The organism is Rhizobium binae (assembly GCF_017357225.1).
GTDB classification, from domain to species: Bacteria; Pseudomonadota; Alphaproteobacteria; order Rhizobiales; family Rhizobiaceae; genus Rhizobium; species Rhizobium binae.
This window is the reverse complement of sequence record NZ_CP071604.1, coordinates 971,051-987,960: the sequence shown is the minus strand read 5'-3', so window position 1 is coordinate 987,960 and position 16,910 is coordinate 971,051. Positions and strand designations below refer to the sequence as shown.

The window sequence follows — 16,910 nt, the reverse complement described above, 5'->3', positions numbered from 1 at the left end:
CGATCTCTTTCGCCTTACAAGCGCCGGATTTAGCACTCCGTAAAGAACGCTGCCAAACTGTTGCATTTTTGCCGAAATGGCGGCTAAGCCTTTATTTTCGCTTCATCGCTTCGGCAAGTGCCGCGCCGAAGGCACCCTGGCTCTGCTGCTTCGGAGCCGCAGGCCGGCGCTCGTTCTGCGGCCGAGAACCCTGATTTCCGCGAGAATCACCTCGCGGCTGAGATGACTGAGAACCATCGTCGCGGCGCATGGAAAGGCCGATGCGCTTGCGCTTGGCGTCGACCTCGACCACCCGCACCTTGACGACGTCGCCCGCCTTGACAACCTCATGCGGATCCTTGACGAAACGGTCGGCAAGCTGGGAGACATGCACCAGCCCGTCCTGATGCACGCCGATATCGACGAAGGCGCCGAAGGCAGCGACATTGGTCACCGTTCCCTCAAGCACCATGCCGGGCTTCAGGTCGGAAATTTCGTTGACGCCCTCGGCGAAGGTCGCGGTCTTGAAGCTCGGGCGCGGGTCGCGGCCGGGCTTTTCCAGTTCCGCGATGATGTCGCGAACCGTCGGCAGGCCGAATTTCTCGTCGATAAACTGGCGTGGGTCGATCGATTTCAGCACGGCGCTGTCACCCATCAACGCGCGCAGATCCCGGCCGCAGGCGGCGACGATCTTCTTGGCGACACCATAAGCCTCCGGGTGGACCGAGGAGGCGTCGAGCGGCTCCTTGCCGTTCGGGATGCGCAGGAAGCCAGCGCATTGCTCGAAGGTGCGGCCGCCGAGCCGGGCGACCTTCAAGAGATCGCGCCGCGTCTCGAAGCGGCCCTCGCTGTCGCGGTGACGGACGATGGCGTCGGCGATCGACGGCCCAAGGCCGGAGACGCGGGCGAGCAACGGCGCCGAGGCGGTGTTCAAATCGACGCCGACGGCATTCACCGCATCTTCGACCACGGCATCGAGCGAACGCGACAGCTTCTGCTGGTCGACATCGTGCTGATATTGGCCGACGCCGATCGACTTCGGCTCGATCTTGACGAGTTCGGCGAGCGGATCCTGCAGACGCCGGGCAATCGAGACGGCGCCGCGCAGCGACACGTCGAGATCGGGAAACTCGGCCGCGCCGGTCGCCGAGGCGGAATAGACCGAGGCGCCGGCTTCCGACACGATGACCTTGGTCGGCTTCGGCGCCGGCAGCTCCGCCAACATGTCGGCCACCAGCTTTTCCGTCTCGCGGCTGCCGGTGCCGTTGCCGATCGAGATCAGCTCGACATTGTGCTTGCGGATCAGCGATGCGAGTTCGACCTGCGCGCCGCGCACATCATTCCGCGGCTGGAAGGGATAGACCGTCGAGGTCGCCACCACCTTGCCGGTGCCGTCGACGACGGCAACCTTGACGCCGGTGCGGATGCCGGGATCGAGGCCCATCGTCGCGCGCGAGCCGGCGGGGGCGGCGAGCAGCAGATCCTTGAGATTGCGGGCGAAGACATGGATCGCCTCCTCTTCGGCCCTCTCGCGCAGCTCGCGCATCAGGTCGAGCGAGAGCGACATGGAAAGCTTGACGCGCCAGGTCCAGCTTGCGACCTCCATCAGCCAGCGATCCCCGGGGCGGCTGGCGCCGATGTCGTAAGCCGCGGCGATCATCCGCTCGACCGGCTTGTTCGGCGAGGCGGTCTCGGCGTCGGCCTCGATCGTCAGCGTCAGCACCTCTTCGTTCCAGCCGCGCAGCATGGCAAGCGCGCGGTGGCCCGGCGCAGTCGCCCAGCGTTCGGAATGGTCGAAATAATCGGAGAACTTCTCGCCCGCCGCCTGCTTGCCGTCGACGACCCTGGCCTTCAGCAGCGACGCCTGGCGCATATGGGCGCGCAATCTGCCGAGCAGGTCGGCATTTTCGGCAATGCCTTCGGCGATGATGTCGCGCGCGCCTTCGAGCGCCGTCTTCACATCAGGCACATCTGCGGTGAGGAAGCCCTCGGCGAGCGCGGCCGGTTCCCTGGCGCGGTCAGACAGGATCATCTCGGCAAGCGGGCCGAGGCCGCGTTCGCGGGCGATTTCGGCGCGGGTGCGGCGCTTCGGCTTGTAGGGCAGATAGAGATCCTCGAGTTCAGCCTTGGTTTCGGCGCCGGCCACTTTGGCCATCAGCTCGTCGGTCATCTTGCCCTGGTTTGTGATCGATTCGACGATTGTGGCGCGCCGGGCTTCGAGTTCGCGCAAATAGACCAGCCGCTCGGCGAGATCGCGCAGCTGCGTGTCGTCGAGCCCGCCCGTCACCTCCTTGCGGTAGCGGGCGATGAAGGGCACGGTGGCGCCTTCGTCGAGCAGCTCGATGGCGGCTTTGGCCTGATCCGGCCGGGCATTGATTTCAGTCGCGATGCGGGCTGCGAGAAAACGGAGGTCTGCGGCCATGGGCTTCCCTGGATTTCCTGTTTCGACGAAAGTTGCGGGACCATAGCGGCGAAAAGCGGCAAGGCAATGCCCGACTGTGGTTTCCACAGCGGAAGTTGGGTGATTGGGGATCGGCAGGCGTGTCGCCCTTTGGCCCCCTCATCTGCCTGCCGGCATCAACCGGGGCGAGCCGCAGGTCTCGCCCGTCCTTCGGACACCCGAGGGCGAATGAAGGGGCGGCGCGGCAACACCTTTGCCGGGTCGCTGAAGCCCATCACTCTCTTCTGTTTTTGCGGTTGTGCAGATGCGGCATTCTTTGATAGCAGAAGCAACGTTTTGGATCGCCCTGCCCGCGGGCGCAAGGAAAAGTGTGACATGCCGAACCTTCTTCTCGAACTCCGCTCCGAAGAGATTCCTGCCCGCATGCAGCGCAAGGCTGCCGGCGATCTGAAGAAGCTCGTCACCGATGCGCTCGTCGAAGCGGGTCTGTCCTATGAGGGCGCGCGCGAATATTGGACGCCGCGGCGGCTGGCGCTCGACATTCACGGCCTGACGGCGCGTTCGGCCGATGTGCGCGAAGAGCGCAAGGGACCGCGCACCGACGCCAATGAGAAGGCAATCGAAGGTTTTCTGCGCGGCGCCGGCCTTTCGGCGATCTCCGAGGCGCAGGTGGTCAGCGACCCGAAGAAGGGCGATTTCTACGTCGCGGTCATCTCCAAGCCCGGCCGCGCCGCGGAAGAGATCGTCGCCGAGGTGATGCCCGGCATCATCCGCGATTTTCCCTGGCCGAAGTCGATGCGCTGGGGCAAGGCCTCCTCCAAGTCCGGCGCGCTGCGCTGGGTGCGGCCGCTGCAGTCGATCGTCTGCACCTTCGGACCCGAGCATGACGAAACTACCGTCATCCCCTTTGAAATCGACGGCATCACCGCCTCCAACATCACCTACGGCCACCGCTTCCATGCGCCCGAGGCTATCACCGTCCGGCGCTTCGACGATTATGCGGCGAGCCTGGAGAGGGCGAGGGTCATCCTCGACGCCGAGCGGCGCAAGGACATCATCCTGCACGACGCCCGCGACATCGCTTTTGCCAACGGGCTGGAGCTGGTGGAAGACGAGGGCCTGCTGGAGGAAGTCTCTGGCCTCGTCGAATGGCCGCAGGTGCTGATGGGCAGCTTCGAAGAGGATTATCTCTCCATCCCCTCGGAAATCATCCGGTTGACGATCAAGACCAACCAGAAGTGCTTCGTCACGCGCAGGCAGGGCGAGGACACGCTGTCGAACCGGTTCATCCTCGTCTCCAACATACAGGCGCATGACGGCGGCAAGGAAATTGTCCACGGCAACGGCAAGGTGGTGCGGGCCCGGCTTTCGGACGCGCTGCATTTCTGGAAGCGCGACCAGGGCAACCTGCCGGATCTCGAGACCCTTGCAGCATCGGCGGCAAAGTTCGGCCTCGACCTGCAGAAGCCGCTCGACCAGCGCATGGCCAAGCTCGACGCGCTCGACGTGACCTTCCATGCCAAGCTCGGCACGCAGGGCGCACGCGTCGCCCGCATCCGGGCGCTGGCAAAGCAGTTGGCTGCTGTCACCGGCGCCGATACGGCGCTCACCGATCGCGCCGCCGTGCTCGCCAAGGCGGATCTGCGCACCGAAGCCGTCGGCGAATTCCCGGAGCTGCAGGGCCTGATGGGCCGTAAATATGCGGTGCTGCAGGGCGAAAACGCCTCCGTCGCCGCAGCGATCGAGGACCACTACAAGCCGCAGGGCCCGTCGGACCGGGTGCCGGAGGACAAGGTGGCGATCACGCTGGCGCTTGCCGACAAGCTGGATACGCTGACAGGCTTCTGGGCGATCGACGAAAAGCCGACCGGCTCCAAGGACCCGTTTGCACTGCGGCGGGCAGCCCTCGGCGTCGTCCGGATCCTGCTGGAGCGAAGGGTCCGCCTGCCGCTTCTGGCGACCACCAGGGATGGCGATCTGCTCTCTTTCTTCCACGACCGTCTCAAGGTCTATCTGCGCGATCAGGGCGCCCGCCACGATCTGATCGACGCTGTGTTGACGCCGGATGCCGACGACCTGCTGATGGTGGCGCGACGCGTCGAGGCGCTGACGGCCTTCATCACCTCGGAGGACGGCAAGAACCTGCTTGCCGGCACCAAGCGCGCGACGCAGCTGCTCGCCGCCGAGGAAAAGAAGGGCACGGTCATCGCCGACGGCGTTTCGCCAGCGCTCCTGAAGCTCGACGCCGAGAAGGAGCTGTTTGCCGCCATCTCAAGCGCCTCGAAGGATGCGGCCGAGGCTGTCGCCGGAGAAGATTTCCGCTCGGCGATGGAAGCGCTCTCCAAGCTGCGCGGTCCGGTCGACCGCTTCTTCGAAGAGGTGCTGGTCAATGACGAGGACGCCGCCATCCGCGCCAACCGCCTCGCTTTGCTGCGGCTGATCCGCGAAGCGACGGGAACGGTTGCGGATTTCTCGAAGATTTCGGGTTGATATCCGGGTTGGCTGGTATTTTCAGGCGAACGCAGTGCTTGCGGCCGTGGGTCCTCGGGTCAAGCCCGAGGACGACGGAGTGTGGTGGAGCCTGTGTGCCAAATAGAGTGCCATACGCACCAACGACGAGCCAGCTGGGACAAAGGTTTCTGGGTGGCTTTGCATGATTATGAAGGCAAATACCGCTACACAACCTCGCTAAGCTTGCTCCAGACCTCTCGCCTCTTGCCACGGCCGTAACCCCACCCTCCGTCATCCTCGGCCTTGAGCCGAGGACCCATGCCTCTGGCGCTCAATTGTGCGGTCAGGATCTTCGAGCCACCGCCGAGGAACGATCACGCAATACGAGGTCATCCAAAGCTGGCATTATCGCCGCCGTGGCGCTATCCAAAAGCATGCAAGACAGAATTCTCGTCAGCGCCTGTCTTATGGGGCACGCCGTCCGCTATGACGGGCGCGCGAAGCCGCTGGTGCATCCGGCTATCGAGCGATGGCGCACCGAAGGGCGGCTGGTGACGATCTGTCCGGAGATGTCGGCGGGTATGCCGGTACCGCGGCCGCCGGCGGAGATCGCAGGCGCGGCAACGGGCGAAGCAGTGCTGGCCGGCAAGGCGCGGGTTGTCGAGCTCACCGGCGGCGACGTGACGGATGCCTTCCTCCAGGCGGCGGAGAACGCCGTGAGGCTGGCAAGAGAAACCGGCTGCCGCTATGCCCTACTCATCGACGGCAGCCCCTCCTGTGGCTCGGATTTCATCTATGACGGCAGCTTTTCCAGCCGCAGGCAGGCCGGCAATGGCGTGACGGCTGCCGCGCTGAAGGCGGCCGGTATCGCGGTATTTTCCGATCGCGAAATCGACCGGCTGGTCGAGCTCGTTTCCGAGTGATCATCCAAAAGGATGCGGCCGCCGGAAACCCAACGGCCGCAAAGGCTTTGGTGATGAAATCATGAATGTCCCCGCGCCCTCAGGCGGCGCGGCGGCCCTGGTGCGTGGCCGGCGCAGCACCGGTTGCGCCGACGCGGAAGCCGCGGATGAGATCGATCAGTTCGTCGGTATCACTCGCCAGCGTTTCGGCCGATGCCGTAGTCTCCTCGGCCATGGCGGCGTTCTGCTGGGTGGCGGCGTCGAGCTGGTTCATCGAGGATGAGATCGAGCGCAGGGTGGTGTCCTGCTCGGAGGCGCTGTGCGCGATCTTGGCGACGATCTCGTTTGCGGCCTTGATCTGGTCGGAGATGCGCTTCAGCGCCTCGCCCGCCTCGCCGACTAGACGGACGCCGTGATCCACCTGGGTGGAGGAGCGGGCGATCTGATCCTTGATCTCCTTTGCCGCGGCGGCTGAGCGCTGGGCAAGTTCACGCACTTCCTGGGCGACGACCGCAAAGCCCTTGCCGGAGTCGCCGGCGCGGGCCGCCTCGACGCCGGCATTCAGCGCCAGGAGGTTGGTCTGGAAGGCGATCTCGTCGATGACGCCGATGATCTTGGAAATTTCCGAGGACGACTTCTCGATGCCGCTCATCGCCTCGATCGCCTGGCTGACGATCGCATCGCTGTGGGTGGCCTCGGTGCTGACGGAGTGAACGCGCTTGCTGGCTTCGTGTGCGCCGTCGGCGGTCTGACGGACGGCGACGGTGAGCTCGTCGAGGGCGGCAGAGGTTTCTTCCAGGCTTGCAGCCTGGCGCTCGGTGCGCTGCGACAGCTCGTTGGAGGCGCGGCGGATTTCTTCCTTGCTGGTGCCGATATCGCTGCCCTTGGCGCTGACCTTGGCCATGGCGGCTTCCAGATGCGACAGTGCATCGTTGAAGTTGTCGCGAAGGGCTGCATATTTCTGACCGAGATCGGCGCAGCGGACGGTGAGGTCGCCGCGGGCGATCATCTCCAGCGCCTGACCGACCGTCGCCACTACCCGGGCCTGAAGTGCGGCTTCGTCGTGCTGCTGGCGCAGGTTGTTTTCGCGCTCGCTTTCCAGCGCCAGCTGCTGGGCCGCCTCGCGATCCGACATCGCGTGACGCTCCCGGATCTTTTCTTGCAGCGACTGCGTCGCCTTCGCCATCATGCCGACTTCGTTGTTCATGCCGGTGTGCGGAATGGCGATGGACACGTCCTCTTCGGAGACAGCTTTCAGAGCGGCATGGACGTTGTTGAGAGGTCCTGAAATGCCGCGGATGACGAAGTAGGCGGCTGCCATGGCGAGGCAGAACAGAACAATGCTGCCGGAGAGCGCAGTCAGGATCGTGCTGTTGACCTGCGCATCGAGATCATCCGTATAGACGCCGGTGACGACGACGACCTTCCATGGGTCGAAGGCCTGCCCATAAGCCGTCTTTCGGTAATCGCCGACAGGATGCCCTGGCTTGCTGGTGGAATAATATTCGACGAGGCCACCGCCCTGCTGCCCGAGCTTGACCAACTCTTCGCGATAGAGCTTGCCCTTGCTGTCCGGCTGCCCCTTCAGATTCTGGCCGACTTTCGATGCGTCGTAGTGGAACATCATCTGGAGGTCGTAGCTATAACCGAAGAAATAGCCGTCGGGATCATATTTCATCCCGTTGACGGTGGTATAGGCCTGCTTCTTGGCATCCTCGAGCGTCATCTCGCCCGCAGCGACCTTGGCCTGATAAAGCTTGAGAACGGAGACGGCCGACTGAACCTCGGCGCGGAGCATGTCGTAGCGCTCCTTATAAATTGCATCGACCGACGAGCGGATCTGCAGGGAGGTGGCGATCGCGAACGCCGCCATCAGGCCGACGACCAGCAATATAAGCTGCTTCGATATCTTTAGGTTTTTCATGAATCCTCGCAACGGGAACGGCGAAAGTAAATTCCGGTGCGGTCTTCTACCGCCTGTGCGAGCGCGCCGAAGGGACGACGCTTCTACTGCTGCCAAATAACATGCTGCGACCGGTGAGGAAGCATCACTGTTCACCCCATAAGAAATCTTTAACTTAACGAAAAACGATGCAAATTTTCCCTAAAAATCTGGGGTGGGAACGACACGGAAACCTCGGACTTTCATGCACTGGTCGTACCGTTCGGTTTTCGAAGAGCGTCTCAAAGCAAGAATGCACCCCCGCTTCTCTTCGAGGGTGCATTCGGTCCACCGAGGTGGAACCCCAAACGATCGAAACCTTGATCGGGCAGGGGCAGGGAACTTTTTAGAAACGCAGCTTGAATTCGGAAACGTCGAGAGGCGCCGGCTGTTTTGCCATGCCGGCGGCGACCGGCTGGGCATCGCTGCCGATGACGGCGGCGGTGGTGGCGTTGATATCGATCCCGTCTGCGGCCGGGGCCGGCGGGGCGGCGGCAATCATCGCTTCCGGGGTTGCCTTGCTGACGAAGACGACGGGCGAACCGCCCATCCAGGCTTCGGTGCGATAGACCTTCTTTTCGCCGCCGACATCCCGGACCTCAGTCGTTTGCAGCGCGCCGGGCTTCAGTTGCGGCACGGTGTAATCTTTCTTGGTGACCTCGGCCTGCAGCGGCGGGCAATCGGCGCAGCTTTCGGTGACGATGCTGCCCGCGGCGCGTGGCGCGGTCTTGCCGATGACCTCGATCGAGGATGCCATTGCCGTACCCGCCATCAGCAGGATTGCCGCACCGAGGAAAATCTGACGCATGAAGGCTGCTCCGTCTCACGATGAGAGCGTTTTAACGCAGCTTTGTTTCCATCCCGTCACGGGAAAGGGTAAAAATTTAACGAAGGCGCCGGTCTACACCTGATATCACGCCTTTTCGCGCTCGATCGCCCGCCAGCCGATGTCGCGCCGGCAGAAGCCGTTTTCCCAGCGGACCTTGTCGAGCAGGGCGTAGGCGCGGTCCCTCGCTTCGGCGACGGTGCCGCCGGCCGCGGTGACGTTCAGCACGCGGCCGCCGGTCGCAACCAGCGCACCGTCCTTCAGGCCCGTGCCGGCATGAAACACCTTCTCGCCCTCGCCGGTCTCCGGCAGGGAGAGGATCGGCGTGTTCTTCTCGTAAGCGCCGGGATAACCCTTCGAGGCCATGACCACCGTCAGGGCCGGATCGTCGCTCCAGTCGGCGCTCACCTGATCGAGCGTACCGTTGGCGGCGGCCAGAAGCAGCGGCAGCAGATCGCTCTTCAGCCGCATCATCAGCACCTGGCATTCGGGATCGCCGAAGCGGACATTGTATTCGATGAGCTCGGGGCCCTTTTCGGTGATCATCAATCCGGCGAAAAACACGCCGGAGAAGGGATGGCCGCTCTCGGCCATGCCCCGGATCGTCGGCTCGATGATTTCCTTCATCGTCCGCTCGACCATTTCGGCGGTCATGACCGGCGCCGGCGAATAGGCGCCCATGCCGCCGGTGTTGACGCCGGTATCGCCCTCACCCACCCGCTTGTGGTCCTGGGCTGTTGCGAGCGGCAGCGCATTCTTGCCGTCGCAGAGGCAGAAGAAGCTCGCCTCCTCGCCGTCGAGATAGGCTTCCACCACGACTTCGGCGCCGGCGGCGCCAAAGGCGCCCTCGAAACAGTCGTCGACGGCGGCAAGCGCCTCATCCAGGCTCATCGCGACGGTCACGCCCTTGCCGGCGGCGAGACCATCGGCCTTGACGACGATCGGCGCGCCCTGAGCGCGAATGTAGGCCTTGGCCTTCGGCCCATTGTTGAAGCGCTGGTAGGCGCCTGTGGGAATGCCGTAGCGGGCGCAGATATCCTTGGTGAAGCCTTTGGAGCCTTCAAGCTGGGCGGCGGCAGCGGATGGACCGAAGACCGCCAGGCCATCGGCGCGCAAGCGGTCGGCGAGACCGGCAACGAGCGGCGCCTCGGGGCCGACGACGACGAAATCGATCGCCTTCTCCCGGCAGAAGGCGGCGACCGCTTCATGATCGTCGATATTCACGGGTACGAGGATGGCGTGTTCGGCAATGCCGGGATTGCCGGGTGCGGCATAGAATTCCGTCAGCAACGGCGATTGCGCCAGCTTCCAGGCGAGTGCGTGCTCGCGTCCGCCCGATCCGATCAACAGAACCTTCATGCGCCACCCTTTCCTTTTGTCCCTGGCGGTTAAGGGCCAAGCGCCGAAAGGTCAAGCGGGAAAGCTTACCAGCCCCCGCCTCCGCCACCGCCGCCACCCCCGCCGGACGAACCGCCGCCGGAAAAGCCGGAGGACGAGCTCGACGGCGGCGGCGAAGGGATCGTCGAGGCGATGGTCGAGGCCATCGACGAGGAGAAGCCGCCGACACGATCGGAAAAGCGGCCGCCGTCGAAATTGCCGGAATACCAGGAGGGCGCGTAGGCAGCAGCCGTGCCGGCAGCGGCTGCCGCAAGCCAGGTTTCGAAGGTGCGCGACCAGGGCTTTTCGACACCGAGCGCCACCGCATAGGGCAGCAGCGTCTCGAAATGCTGCGGCGACATTTTGGGCGCGCCGGCCATGTTCATCCGGTCCTTCTCGGCCAGCGTCAGATATTGCCGCAGGCCGTCAACGCCGTCCATCATCCTGGCGCCGAGCGGGGTCGGCGCGCCCATGATGAAGAAATAGAGGAGGTTGAGCAGCACGATGCCGCCGATCGCAAAGAGCATCGGCGTCTCGTGCAGTTCCATCAGCGACGAGGCAAATGTCAGGACCACGATCGAAAGGATGCTGACGCCGACGAAAACACCGACTGCCGCGGCGATGATGGCCATCACCTTGGCGAACAGCGATCTGCCGTGATGCAGCGACTTGACCAAACCGGCGATGAAGACGGCAATGAAGACCGAGATCGCAATCGGGACCAGCATCAGCATGATCGTATCGGGATCGAGCGAGCCGAAGACGAACAGCGCCACCAGGGCGGCGGCACTGAGGGCGATGCCGCCCGCGGTGTAGCCGATGTTGGAATTATAATATTTGCCGCGATGCTCCTTCTCGATCGCCGAACGGAAGGCCTGGCCGACGGATTTCACCCGTTCGCCATTGGCCTTGTCGATCGTCAGCGTCGATCCGGCGCCGCCGGTCGCTTTCAGGAGCTCAGTCTCGCCGGCCTGGAATTTCTCCCTCCCGGGTGGCTTGCCGGTACCGCGGATGATGATCGAATCCTTGAGATCCTCGAGTTTGACGTAACCGCGGACGGCCAGATCGAGCGCGGTTGCGGCAAGCGCCGTCCAGCCTCCACCGGAGAAGCCCTTATTGTCGATATAGTTGACCAGCGCCGGCGAGATGCCCTCTGGCGCATCCCAGCGCGGCACGACGACCCCACGGGCGGGATCGCGGCCGACCTTCAGCCACGATCTCAGATAATAGGCGAAAACCAGGATCAGGCCGCCGAAGCCGATGAAATAATCGCGGTTGTCCTTCAGCCACCAGGTGCTTTCCATGTCAGCGCCCGGCGGATCGATCGACCCTTTCGGCATGCGGATTGCGAAGGTCAGGCCCTCATTGGCATCGAGTGGCGCGGTGGTGGAAAAGACGAGGCCGGCGGCAGTTTCGCTGACGCGGGCGTTCTTTCCCGTCGCGCCTTGCGGGCCGGTGAAAAAGGTCGTTTCCGTTGCTGTGACACCAGGCGGCAGCTTTACCGTCGCGGTGGCCGAGCGGATCGGAAAGATCCAGCCATTGCCGGTGGCGTTCCAGTAGAGTTCGTCATGATCGTCGAAATAGCGGATCTGGCGGTTGGTCCTGTAGGTGAAGACGTAGCGGTGACGGCCCGGCGTCACCGACACATCGGCGGAACCGGCATAGATGCGGATGCCGCCCGATATCGATTCGGTATGCCAGGGCTCGTCCAGGCCGTCGCGGCTGACCGACACCATGTCGAAATCGACGCTGCGGCGACGACCTCCGGCATCGGTGAAATAAAGCGGAAAGTCCCGGAAGATGCCGTGATTGATGCGGTTGCCCTCGGCATTGACGGTGATCGTTTCCGCCACTGTCATCGCGCCGCTCTTTTCCAGCGTGATGTCGGAGGTGAAGCTGTCGATCACCTCGGCGGCAAAGACCGCCGGCGCGGCGAGCATCAAGATGAGCGCCAAGCAGAATCCGAAAAACCGACGCCCCATTCCTCTCTCCCTGCCAGTGGCCCCGGCCGCGCTTTTCGTCAACCCTTGTCCTGATAAGTCACGCCGAGTGCGGCGAGCGTGCGCCAGTAAGCCGGGAAGGTCTTGCCGACGCAATCGGGATCGAGAATGGTGATGCCGTCGATCTTCAGCCCGGCGAGCGCAAAGCTCATGGCGATGCGGTGATCGGCGAAGGTGTCGATTTCGGCCGGCAGACGCTGGCCGGCGAGAGCCGGATCGGAATGGACGATCAGATCGTCCCCCTCCTCGACGGCCAGACCTTCGCGGATATTGTTGAGCCCCGTGGACAGGGCGCGGATGCGGTCGCATTCCTTGACGCGCAGGTTGGCAATGCCGACGAAGCGGACCGGCGTCTCGTTGAAGGCGGCAAGCACGGCAATGGTCGGGACGGCGTCCTGCATCTGCGAGCCATCGATTTCGGCCGGCAGGTGCGGGAACTTGGCGATCGTCTCATAGGCCTTGGCATCCGGCTGGGTGAAGGCATCGTTCGGTACGCCGAGATCGATCTCGCCATCGCTCAGCACTTCGGCCGCCCAGAGATAGGTCGCGGCCGATGCATCCGGCTCGATGACGAAGTCAGCGGCGCGGTAGCCGGTCGGCTCGACGCGCCAGGTGACGGGACTGGTTTTTTCGACCTTGGCGCCAAAGGCCTTCATCGCCGCCGTGGTGAGATCGATATAGCCAAGCGCACCGATATCCTCGCCGACAAGTTCGATATCGACCGGACGGTCGCCGCCGGCCGCCATCATCAGCAGCGCCGAAACATACTGACTGGACAGCCCGCCATCGATCAGGATTCGGTCGGCCTCGAAGCGGCCGGTGCCCCTGACGGTGACCGGCGGGCAGCCGGTCTCAGCGCTCACGTCGATGCCGAGCGTGCGCATCGCCTCGACCAGCGGGCCGATCGGGCGCTTGCGCATGTGCTCGTCACCGTCGACGATGACGGTGCCGTCGACGAGAGCGGCAGCCGCCGTCAGGAAGCGGGTGGCGGTACCGGCATTGCCGAGGAAGAGCGGCGCCTTCGGCGGCATGAGCCTGCCGCTGCCGGTGACGACGAAAGTCGTGTCGTCGGGCTCGTTGATCGCAACACCCATAGCGCGTAGCGCATCGGCCATATAACGCGTATCGTCGCTCTTCAGCGCGCCCGTCAGCCGGCTCGTGCCCTCGGCAAGGCCGGCGAGCAGCAGGGCCCGATTGGTGATCGACTTCGAGCCCGGCGGCATGGCGCGACCGGAAAGCGGCCGGCCCGGCGGGATGATCGTGAGTTTGGCTGTGCGTGTCATGCTACGTCTTCCGTCCATAGGCGACCTAGAGCGCGTCGCCACCTGCCCCTGCTCTTAATCGGTTTTTTGCAAAGGCAAAATGCCGGATTGTCAGAATTTGACGCTGGGGACGGCGCGATCGGCCTCGTTGGTGATCTCGAAATACTCCCGCTTGGCAAAACCGAACTGGCCGGCGACGAGATTGGAGGGAAAGCTTTCGACCTTGACGTTGAGGTCGCGGGCCGCGCCGTTGTAATAACGCCGCGCCATCTGCAGCTCGCCCTCCAGAGTTTCGAGCGACGCCTGCAGTTCGGCAAAATTCTGGTTGGCCTTGAGATCGGGATAGGCCTCGGCAAGCGCGATCACCCGGCCGAGCGCCTGGCCGAGCAGGCCTTCCGCCTGCGCCCTGCCCGCGACATCGCCGGATGGCACGGCCTGCGCCTTATTGCGGAGCGCAACCACCTCCTCGAGCGTCGACTTCTCATGGGCGGCATAACCCTTGACCGTCTCGATCAGGTTCGGGATCAGGTCGGCGCGGCGCTTGAGCTGGACGTCGATGCCCGACCAGGCTTCCTCCGCCATCTGACGGGAGCGAACCAGGCCGTTGTAGATGAAGACGATGTAGAGTGCGATGACGACGATGACGGCAAGTGCAATATACATCGCGAATCCCCTGCAGCGAAGTAATGTTCGCGCGGAGACTACGCGGGTTTGCCGGCTGCCGTCAAACGCCGATATCGGCGAGGATTCGGGCCGCCGTCTGCTCCGGCGAAAGGTTCGTCGTATCAATTTCGACTGTGTGTTCAGCCAGTCCGCGCAACAGTTTGTAGGTCGCCCGGAGCTGCTGCAGCTTCGCCGTATCCGTCAGCTTGAGCGCCTCGGAGCGGCCCGGAGAGACGAGGCGCCTGGCATTCTCCTCCGGCGCGCAATCGAGGAGAACCGCGACCAGATCCGCGCCTCTGGCGGCGGCCAGATCGACATACCAGGAGAATATCGCACCATCATGCTCGTCATCCGCAAGCGCATCGGTAAAGACGAAGCTTTCGGCCGGATCGGCGTGCACGGCATGGTCAAAAACCGCTCGCCGAACCTGCTCACGCAGGGAAGCATGCAGAGGGTTGCTGCGGGCGAAAAGAGCTTCGGCTGGATTGAGCAGCGTGTGATTGTCGATGAGCCGCGCGCCGAGGCTTTTCGCCAGCAAGCGGCCGACAGTCAGCTTCCCGGTGCCTGGCCAGCCGTTGATATGGACGATACGGCTGGCAGGCTTTTGCGTCACGCCGCCTCTTTCGACACATTGTACCCGCCGGCGTCGGTCAGCAGGAAGGCTTCGCCGCAGGCCTTGGCGAGGGTGCGCACCCGCAGGATATAGCTTTGGCGCTCGGTCACCGAGATGACGCCGCGGGCGTCGAGCAGGTTGAAGACGTGGCTGGCCTTGATGCACTGGTCATAGGCCGGGAAGACGCATTTGTGCAGGCGCTGGTTGGCGCTGTCGCCGGGCGCGCCAGCGTCGAGCAGCGCCTGGCATTCCTTCTCGGCGTCGACGAAGTGGCGATGCAGCATCTCGGTGTTGGCGAATTCGAAATTGTGACGCGAATATTCCTGCTCGGCCTGCAGGAAGACGTCGCCATAGCTGATCTTCTCGTCGCCCTCGCGGCCGTTGAAATTGAGGTCGTAGACATTGTCGACGCCCTGGACATACATGGCGAGGCGCTCGAGACCATAAGTCAGTTCGCCCGCGACCGGGGCGCATTCGATGCCGCAGACCTGCTGGAAATAGGTGAACTGCGAGACCTCCATGCCGTCGCACCAGCATTCCCAGCCGAGGCCCCAGGCGCCGAGCGTCGGGCTTTCCCAATCGTCCTCGACGAAACGAATGTCGTGCAGCAGCGGGTCGAGACCGATGGCCGCCAGCGAGCCAAGATAGAGCTCCTGCAAGTTCGGCGGGTTCGGCTTCAGGATCACCTGGTATTGGTAATAATGCTGGAGCCGGTTCGGGTTTTCGCCATAGCGGCCGTCGGACGGGCGCCGCGACGGCTGCACATAGGCTGCCTTCCACGGCTTCGGCCCGAGGGCGCGCAGCGTAGTGGCCGGATGGAAGGTGCCGGCGCCGACTTCCATGTCGTAGGGCTGCAGCACCGCGCAACCCTTGTCCGCCCAGTAACTATGCAGGGTCAGGATCAGCGCCTGGAAGGAGCGCTTCGGGTTCATATGATCTGGGATGGCTGACATGAAACGGCACCGATTGCTTGGGAAATATCGGCGCGACAGGTGCCATGGTGGGCGGCGGCGGTCAAGGGTTTTGCGGGCGGTCGGGCGACTGTCAGATGCTGATATGGAAGAGGATTCCGCCGCCCCCATTTTGTTTTTCGCCGGGCGGCGCCGCACGTCCCTTCTCCCCAGCGGGGAGAAGATGCCGGCAGGCAGATGAGGGGGTGAGCGCAGAGCCGCGAATGCGCTGAGCGCATCGAAGGGCATGAATGGCGTGCCGTGCGGCCCCCTCATCCGCCCTACGGGCACCTTCTCCCCGATGGGGAGAAGGGGAAACGAGGCCTATTCGTCATCCCGCTTCAATCGATATTCCCCGGTCACGGGATCCTTGACCAGCGTGCCGATCGCGCCGGTCTGACGCTCTTTTTCGGCGCGGCGGGACTTTTCGGCGAGCTTGCGGGCATCGGAGACGAAGCGGCGGTAGAGCCACCAGGCCGAAAAGACCAGCACCAGGATGGTGATAAGCTGCGCCATGTCCCTCTCTTGCTCCTCTCAAAGCCCGAAGCGGCTCCACAATGCCCTCTCTTCGGCCGCTTCGACAAGCCCCGTCGCAAGACCGGATCCCGCCCCCTCGAGCGAGACCGGCGACACGCCGGGAATGCGGCGACCGAGCAGGCCGCGGCTGGCGGTGACCAGCTCCAGCTTGGTCTTCTGGCCGTAACGCCGCTTCAGTTCCTGGCGCATGTCGCCGAGGCCGTCGATGAGGCCGAGTTCGAGGCCGCGGGTGCCGCTCCAGAACAGGCCGGAAAAGACCGTCGCGTCATCCTTCAGCTTGCCGGCGCGGCGCTCGCGCACCATCGCTATGAAGACCTGATGGATTTCGAGCTGCAGGCTCTTCAGATATTCGATGTCCTTTTCCTTTTCCGGCTGGAACGGATCGAGGATCACCTTGTTCTCACCCGCTGTATAGACGCGGCGCTCGACGCCGATCTTCTTCAGGAGCTCGGGAAAGCCGAAACCGCCGGAGACGACGCCGATCGAGCCGACGATCGAGGTGGCGTCGGCGATGATCTCGTCGCCGGCAAGCGCGATCATATAACCGCCGGAGGCGGCGACATCCTCGACGAAGATCAGAACCTTCTTCTGTTTCTCGCGGGCAAGTTCGCGGATGCGGGTGAAGATCAGCCGGGACTGGACGGGCGAGCCGCCCGGCGAGTTGATCGAGATGGCAACCGCCGGTGCGTCCTTGATGGCGAAGGCCTTTTCGAGAACCGGGGCGACATTGGCGAGATTGAGGGTTGGCCGAAACTGGCCGCCGCCACTGATGATCGCGCCCTGCAATCTGACGACCGGAATGGTGACGCCATCCTTGCGGAACCGTTTCGGCAGCAATTTTCTCAAGAATCCGGCCATTTCCAATCCTTCGCTTCAGCTCGCCCGATCGTCATCTGCGATCGGCATCCATGTATGCGCTGGAACGACAAACGCAATGGCCGCGTTTGCAAAACATCGAGGATGAATTTTCTTGTTGCGAATGACTTGCATTATCATTCTAATTCGTC

At 63.6% G+C, this 16,910-nt stretch carries 13 protein-coding genes; 2 read left to right on the top strand and 11 right to left on the bottom strand.

All coding sequences use genetic code 11. The features are described from left to right. Positions 1 to 91 precede the first annotated feature (91 nt). Complete coding sequence (locus J2J99_RS04720; RefSeq protein ID WP_168300700.1) at positions 92 to 2,401, bottom strand: Tex family protein; 2,310 nt, start codon at positions 2,399 to 2,401, stop codon at positions 92 to 94. A gap of 354 nt (positions 2,402 to 2,755) precedes the next feature. On the opposite strand from J2J99_RS04720, the gene glyS reads away from it, so the two are divergent. Both glyS and J2J99_RS04710 read left to right on the top strand, forming a co-directional pair. Further along, positions 2,756 to 4,870: a glycine--tRNA ligase subunit beta gene (glyS, locus tag J2J99_RS04715; RefSeq protein WP_168300699.1), complete on the top strand. Its 2,115-nt coding sequence runs from the start codon at positions 2,756 to 2,758 to the stop codon at positions 4,868 to 4,870. A gap of 395 nt (positions 4,871 to 5,265) precedes the next feature. After that, the gene (locus J2J99_RS04710; RefSeq protein ID WP_168300698.1) at positions 5,266 to 5,754 is read left to right on the top strand and encodes a 2-thiouracil desulfurase family protein; all 489 of its coding nucleotides are present in this window, start codon (positions 5,266 to 5,268) and stop codon (positions 5,752 to 5,754) included. Positions 5,755 to 5,833: 79 nt separating this feature from the next. On the opposite strand, the gene J2J99_RS04705 is transcribed toward J2J99_RS04710, so the two are convergent. From J2J99_RS04705 to J2J99_RS04660, 10 genes are all read right to left on the bottom strand, one after another. Then, positions 5,834 to 7,657, bottom strand: coding sequence for a methyl-accepting chemotaxis protein (locus tag J2J99_RS04705; RefSeq protein ID WP_168300697.1), 1,824 nt, complete (start codon positions 7,655 to 7,657; stop codon positions 5,834 to 5,836). Positions 7,658 to 8,021: 364 nt separating this feature from the next. Next, positions 8,022 to 8,483 carry a plant virulence effector HPE1-like domain-containing protein gene (locus tag J2J99_RS04700; RefSeq protein WP_168300696.1) on the bottom strand — a complete coding sequence of 154 codons (462 nt, stop codon included), beginning with the start codon at positions 8,481 to 8,483 and terminating at the stop codon, positions 8,022 to 8,024. Between the two features lie 105 nt (positions 8,484 to 8,588). Then, on the bottom strand, positions 8,589 to 9,860 hold the full coding sequence (gene purD / locus J2J99_RS04695; protein ID WP_168300695.1) for a phosphoribosylamine--glycine ligase: 1,272 nt from the start codon (positions 9,858 to 9,860) through the stop codon (positions 8,589 to 8,591). Positions 9,861 to 9,925: 65 nt separating this feature from the next. After that, complete coding sequence (locus J2J99_RS04690; protein ID WP_207600947.1) at positions 9,926 to 11,860, bottom strand: DUF2207 domain-containing protein; 1,935 nt, start codon at positions 11,858 to 11,860, stop codon at positions 9,926 to 9,928. A gap of 38 nt (positions 11,861 to 11,898) precedes the next feature. After that, positions 11,899 to 13,161, bottom strand: coding sequence for a 3-phosphoshikimate 1-carboxyvinyltransferase (locus tag J2J99_RS04685; RefSeq protein WP_168297609.1), 1,263 nt, complete (start codon positions 13,159 to 13,161; stop codon positions 11,899 to 11,901). A 90-nt stretch (positions 13,162 to 13,251) separates the two neighbouring features. Then, complete coding sequence (locus tag J2J99_RS04680; protein WP_168297610.1) at positions 13,252 to 13,803, bottom strand: LemA family protein; 552 nt, start codon at positions 13,801 to 13,803, stop codon at positions 13,252 to 13,254. Between the two features lie 61 nt (positions 13,804 to 13,864). Then, on the bottom strand, positions 13,865 to 14,416 hold the full coding sequence (locus tag J2J99_RS04675) for an AAA family ATPase (protein ID WP_168297611.1): 552 nt from the start codon (positions 14,414 to 14,416) through the stop codon (positions 13,865 to 13,867). Continuing rightward, positions 14,413 to 15,369: a glycine--tRNA ligase subunit alpha gene (locus tag J2J99_RS04670; RefSeq protein ID WP_168297612.1), complete on the bottom strand. Its 957-nt coding sequence runs from the start codon at positions 15,367 to 15,369 to the stop codon at positions 14,413 to 14,415. The genes J2J99_RS04675 and J2J99_RS04670 overlap by 4 nt, the downstream gene beginning before the upstream one ends. A gap of 321 nt (positions 15,370 to 15,690) precedes the next feature. Continuing rightward, the gene (locus J2J99_RS04665) at positions 15,691 to 15,882 is read right to left on the bottom strand and encodes a hypothetical protein (protein WP_064837015.1); all 192 of its coding nucleotides are present in this window, start codon (positions 15,880 to 15,882) and stop codon (positions 15,691 to 15,693) included. Between the two features lie 18 nt (positions 15,883 to 15,900). Then, entirely contained in the window at positions 15,901 to 16,761 is an 861-nt protein-coding gene (locus J2J99_RS04660; protein ID WP_168297613.1) for a S49 family peptidase, read from the bottom strand. Positions 16,762 to 16,910 lie beyond the last annotated feature (149 nt).

Excerpts from the sequence above, each read along its gene's own strand:
- J2J99_RS04720 (WP_168300700.1), bottom strand. The coding sequence starts at position 2,401 with ATGGCCGCAGACCTCCGTTTTCTCGCAGCCCGCATCGCGACTGAAATC.
- glyS (WP_168300699.1), top strand. The coding sequence starts at position 2,756 with ATGCCGAACCTTCTTCTCGAACTCCGCTCCGAAGAGATTCCTGCCCGC.
- J2J99_RS04710 (WP_168300698.1), top strand. The coding sequence starts at position 5,266 with ATGCAAGACAGAATTCTCGTCAGCGCCTGTCTTATGGGGCACGCCGTC.
- J2J99_RS04705 (WP_168300697.1), bottom strand. The coding sequence starts at position 7,657 with ATGAAAAACCTAAAGATATCGAAGCAGCTTATATTGCTGGTCGTCGGC.
- J2J99_RS04700 (WP_168300696.1), bottom strand. The coding sequence starts at position 8,483 with ATGCGTCAGATTTTCCTCGGTGCGGCAATCCTGCTGATGGCGGGTACG.
- purD (WP_168300695.1), bottom strand. The coding sequence starts at position 9,860 with ATGAAGGTTCTGTTGATCGGATCGGGCGGACGCGAGCACGCACTCGCC.
- J2J99_RS04690 (WP_207600947.1), bottom strand. The coding sequence starts at position 11,860 with ATGGGGCGTCGGTTTTTCGGATTCTGCTTGGCGCTCATCTTGATGCTC.
- J2J99_RS04685 (WP_168297609.1), bottom strand. The coding sequence starts at position 13,161 with ATGACACGCACAGCCAAACTCACGATCATCCCGCCGGGCCGGCCGCTT.
- J2J99_RS04680 (WP_168297610.1), bottom strand. The coding sequence starts at position 13,803 with ATGTATATTGCACTTGCCGTCATCGTCGTCATCGCACTCTACATCGTC.
- J2J99_RS04670 (WP_168297612.1), bottom strand. The coding sequence starts at position 15,369 with ATGTCAGCCATCCCAGATCATATGAACCCGAAGCGCTCCTTCCAGGCG.
- J2J99_RS04665 (WP_064837015.1), bottom strand. The coding sequence starts at position 15,882 with ATGGCGCAGCTTATCACCATCCTGGTGCTGGTCTTTTCGGCCTGGTGG.
- J2J99_RS04660 (WP_168297613.1), bottom strand. The coding sequence starts at position 16,761 with ATGGCCGGATTCTTGAGAAAATTGCTGCCGAAACGGTTCCGCAAGGAT.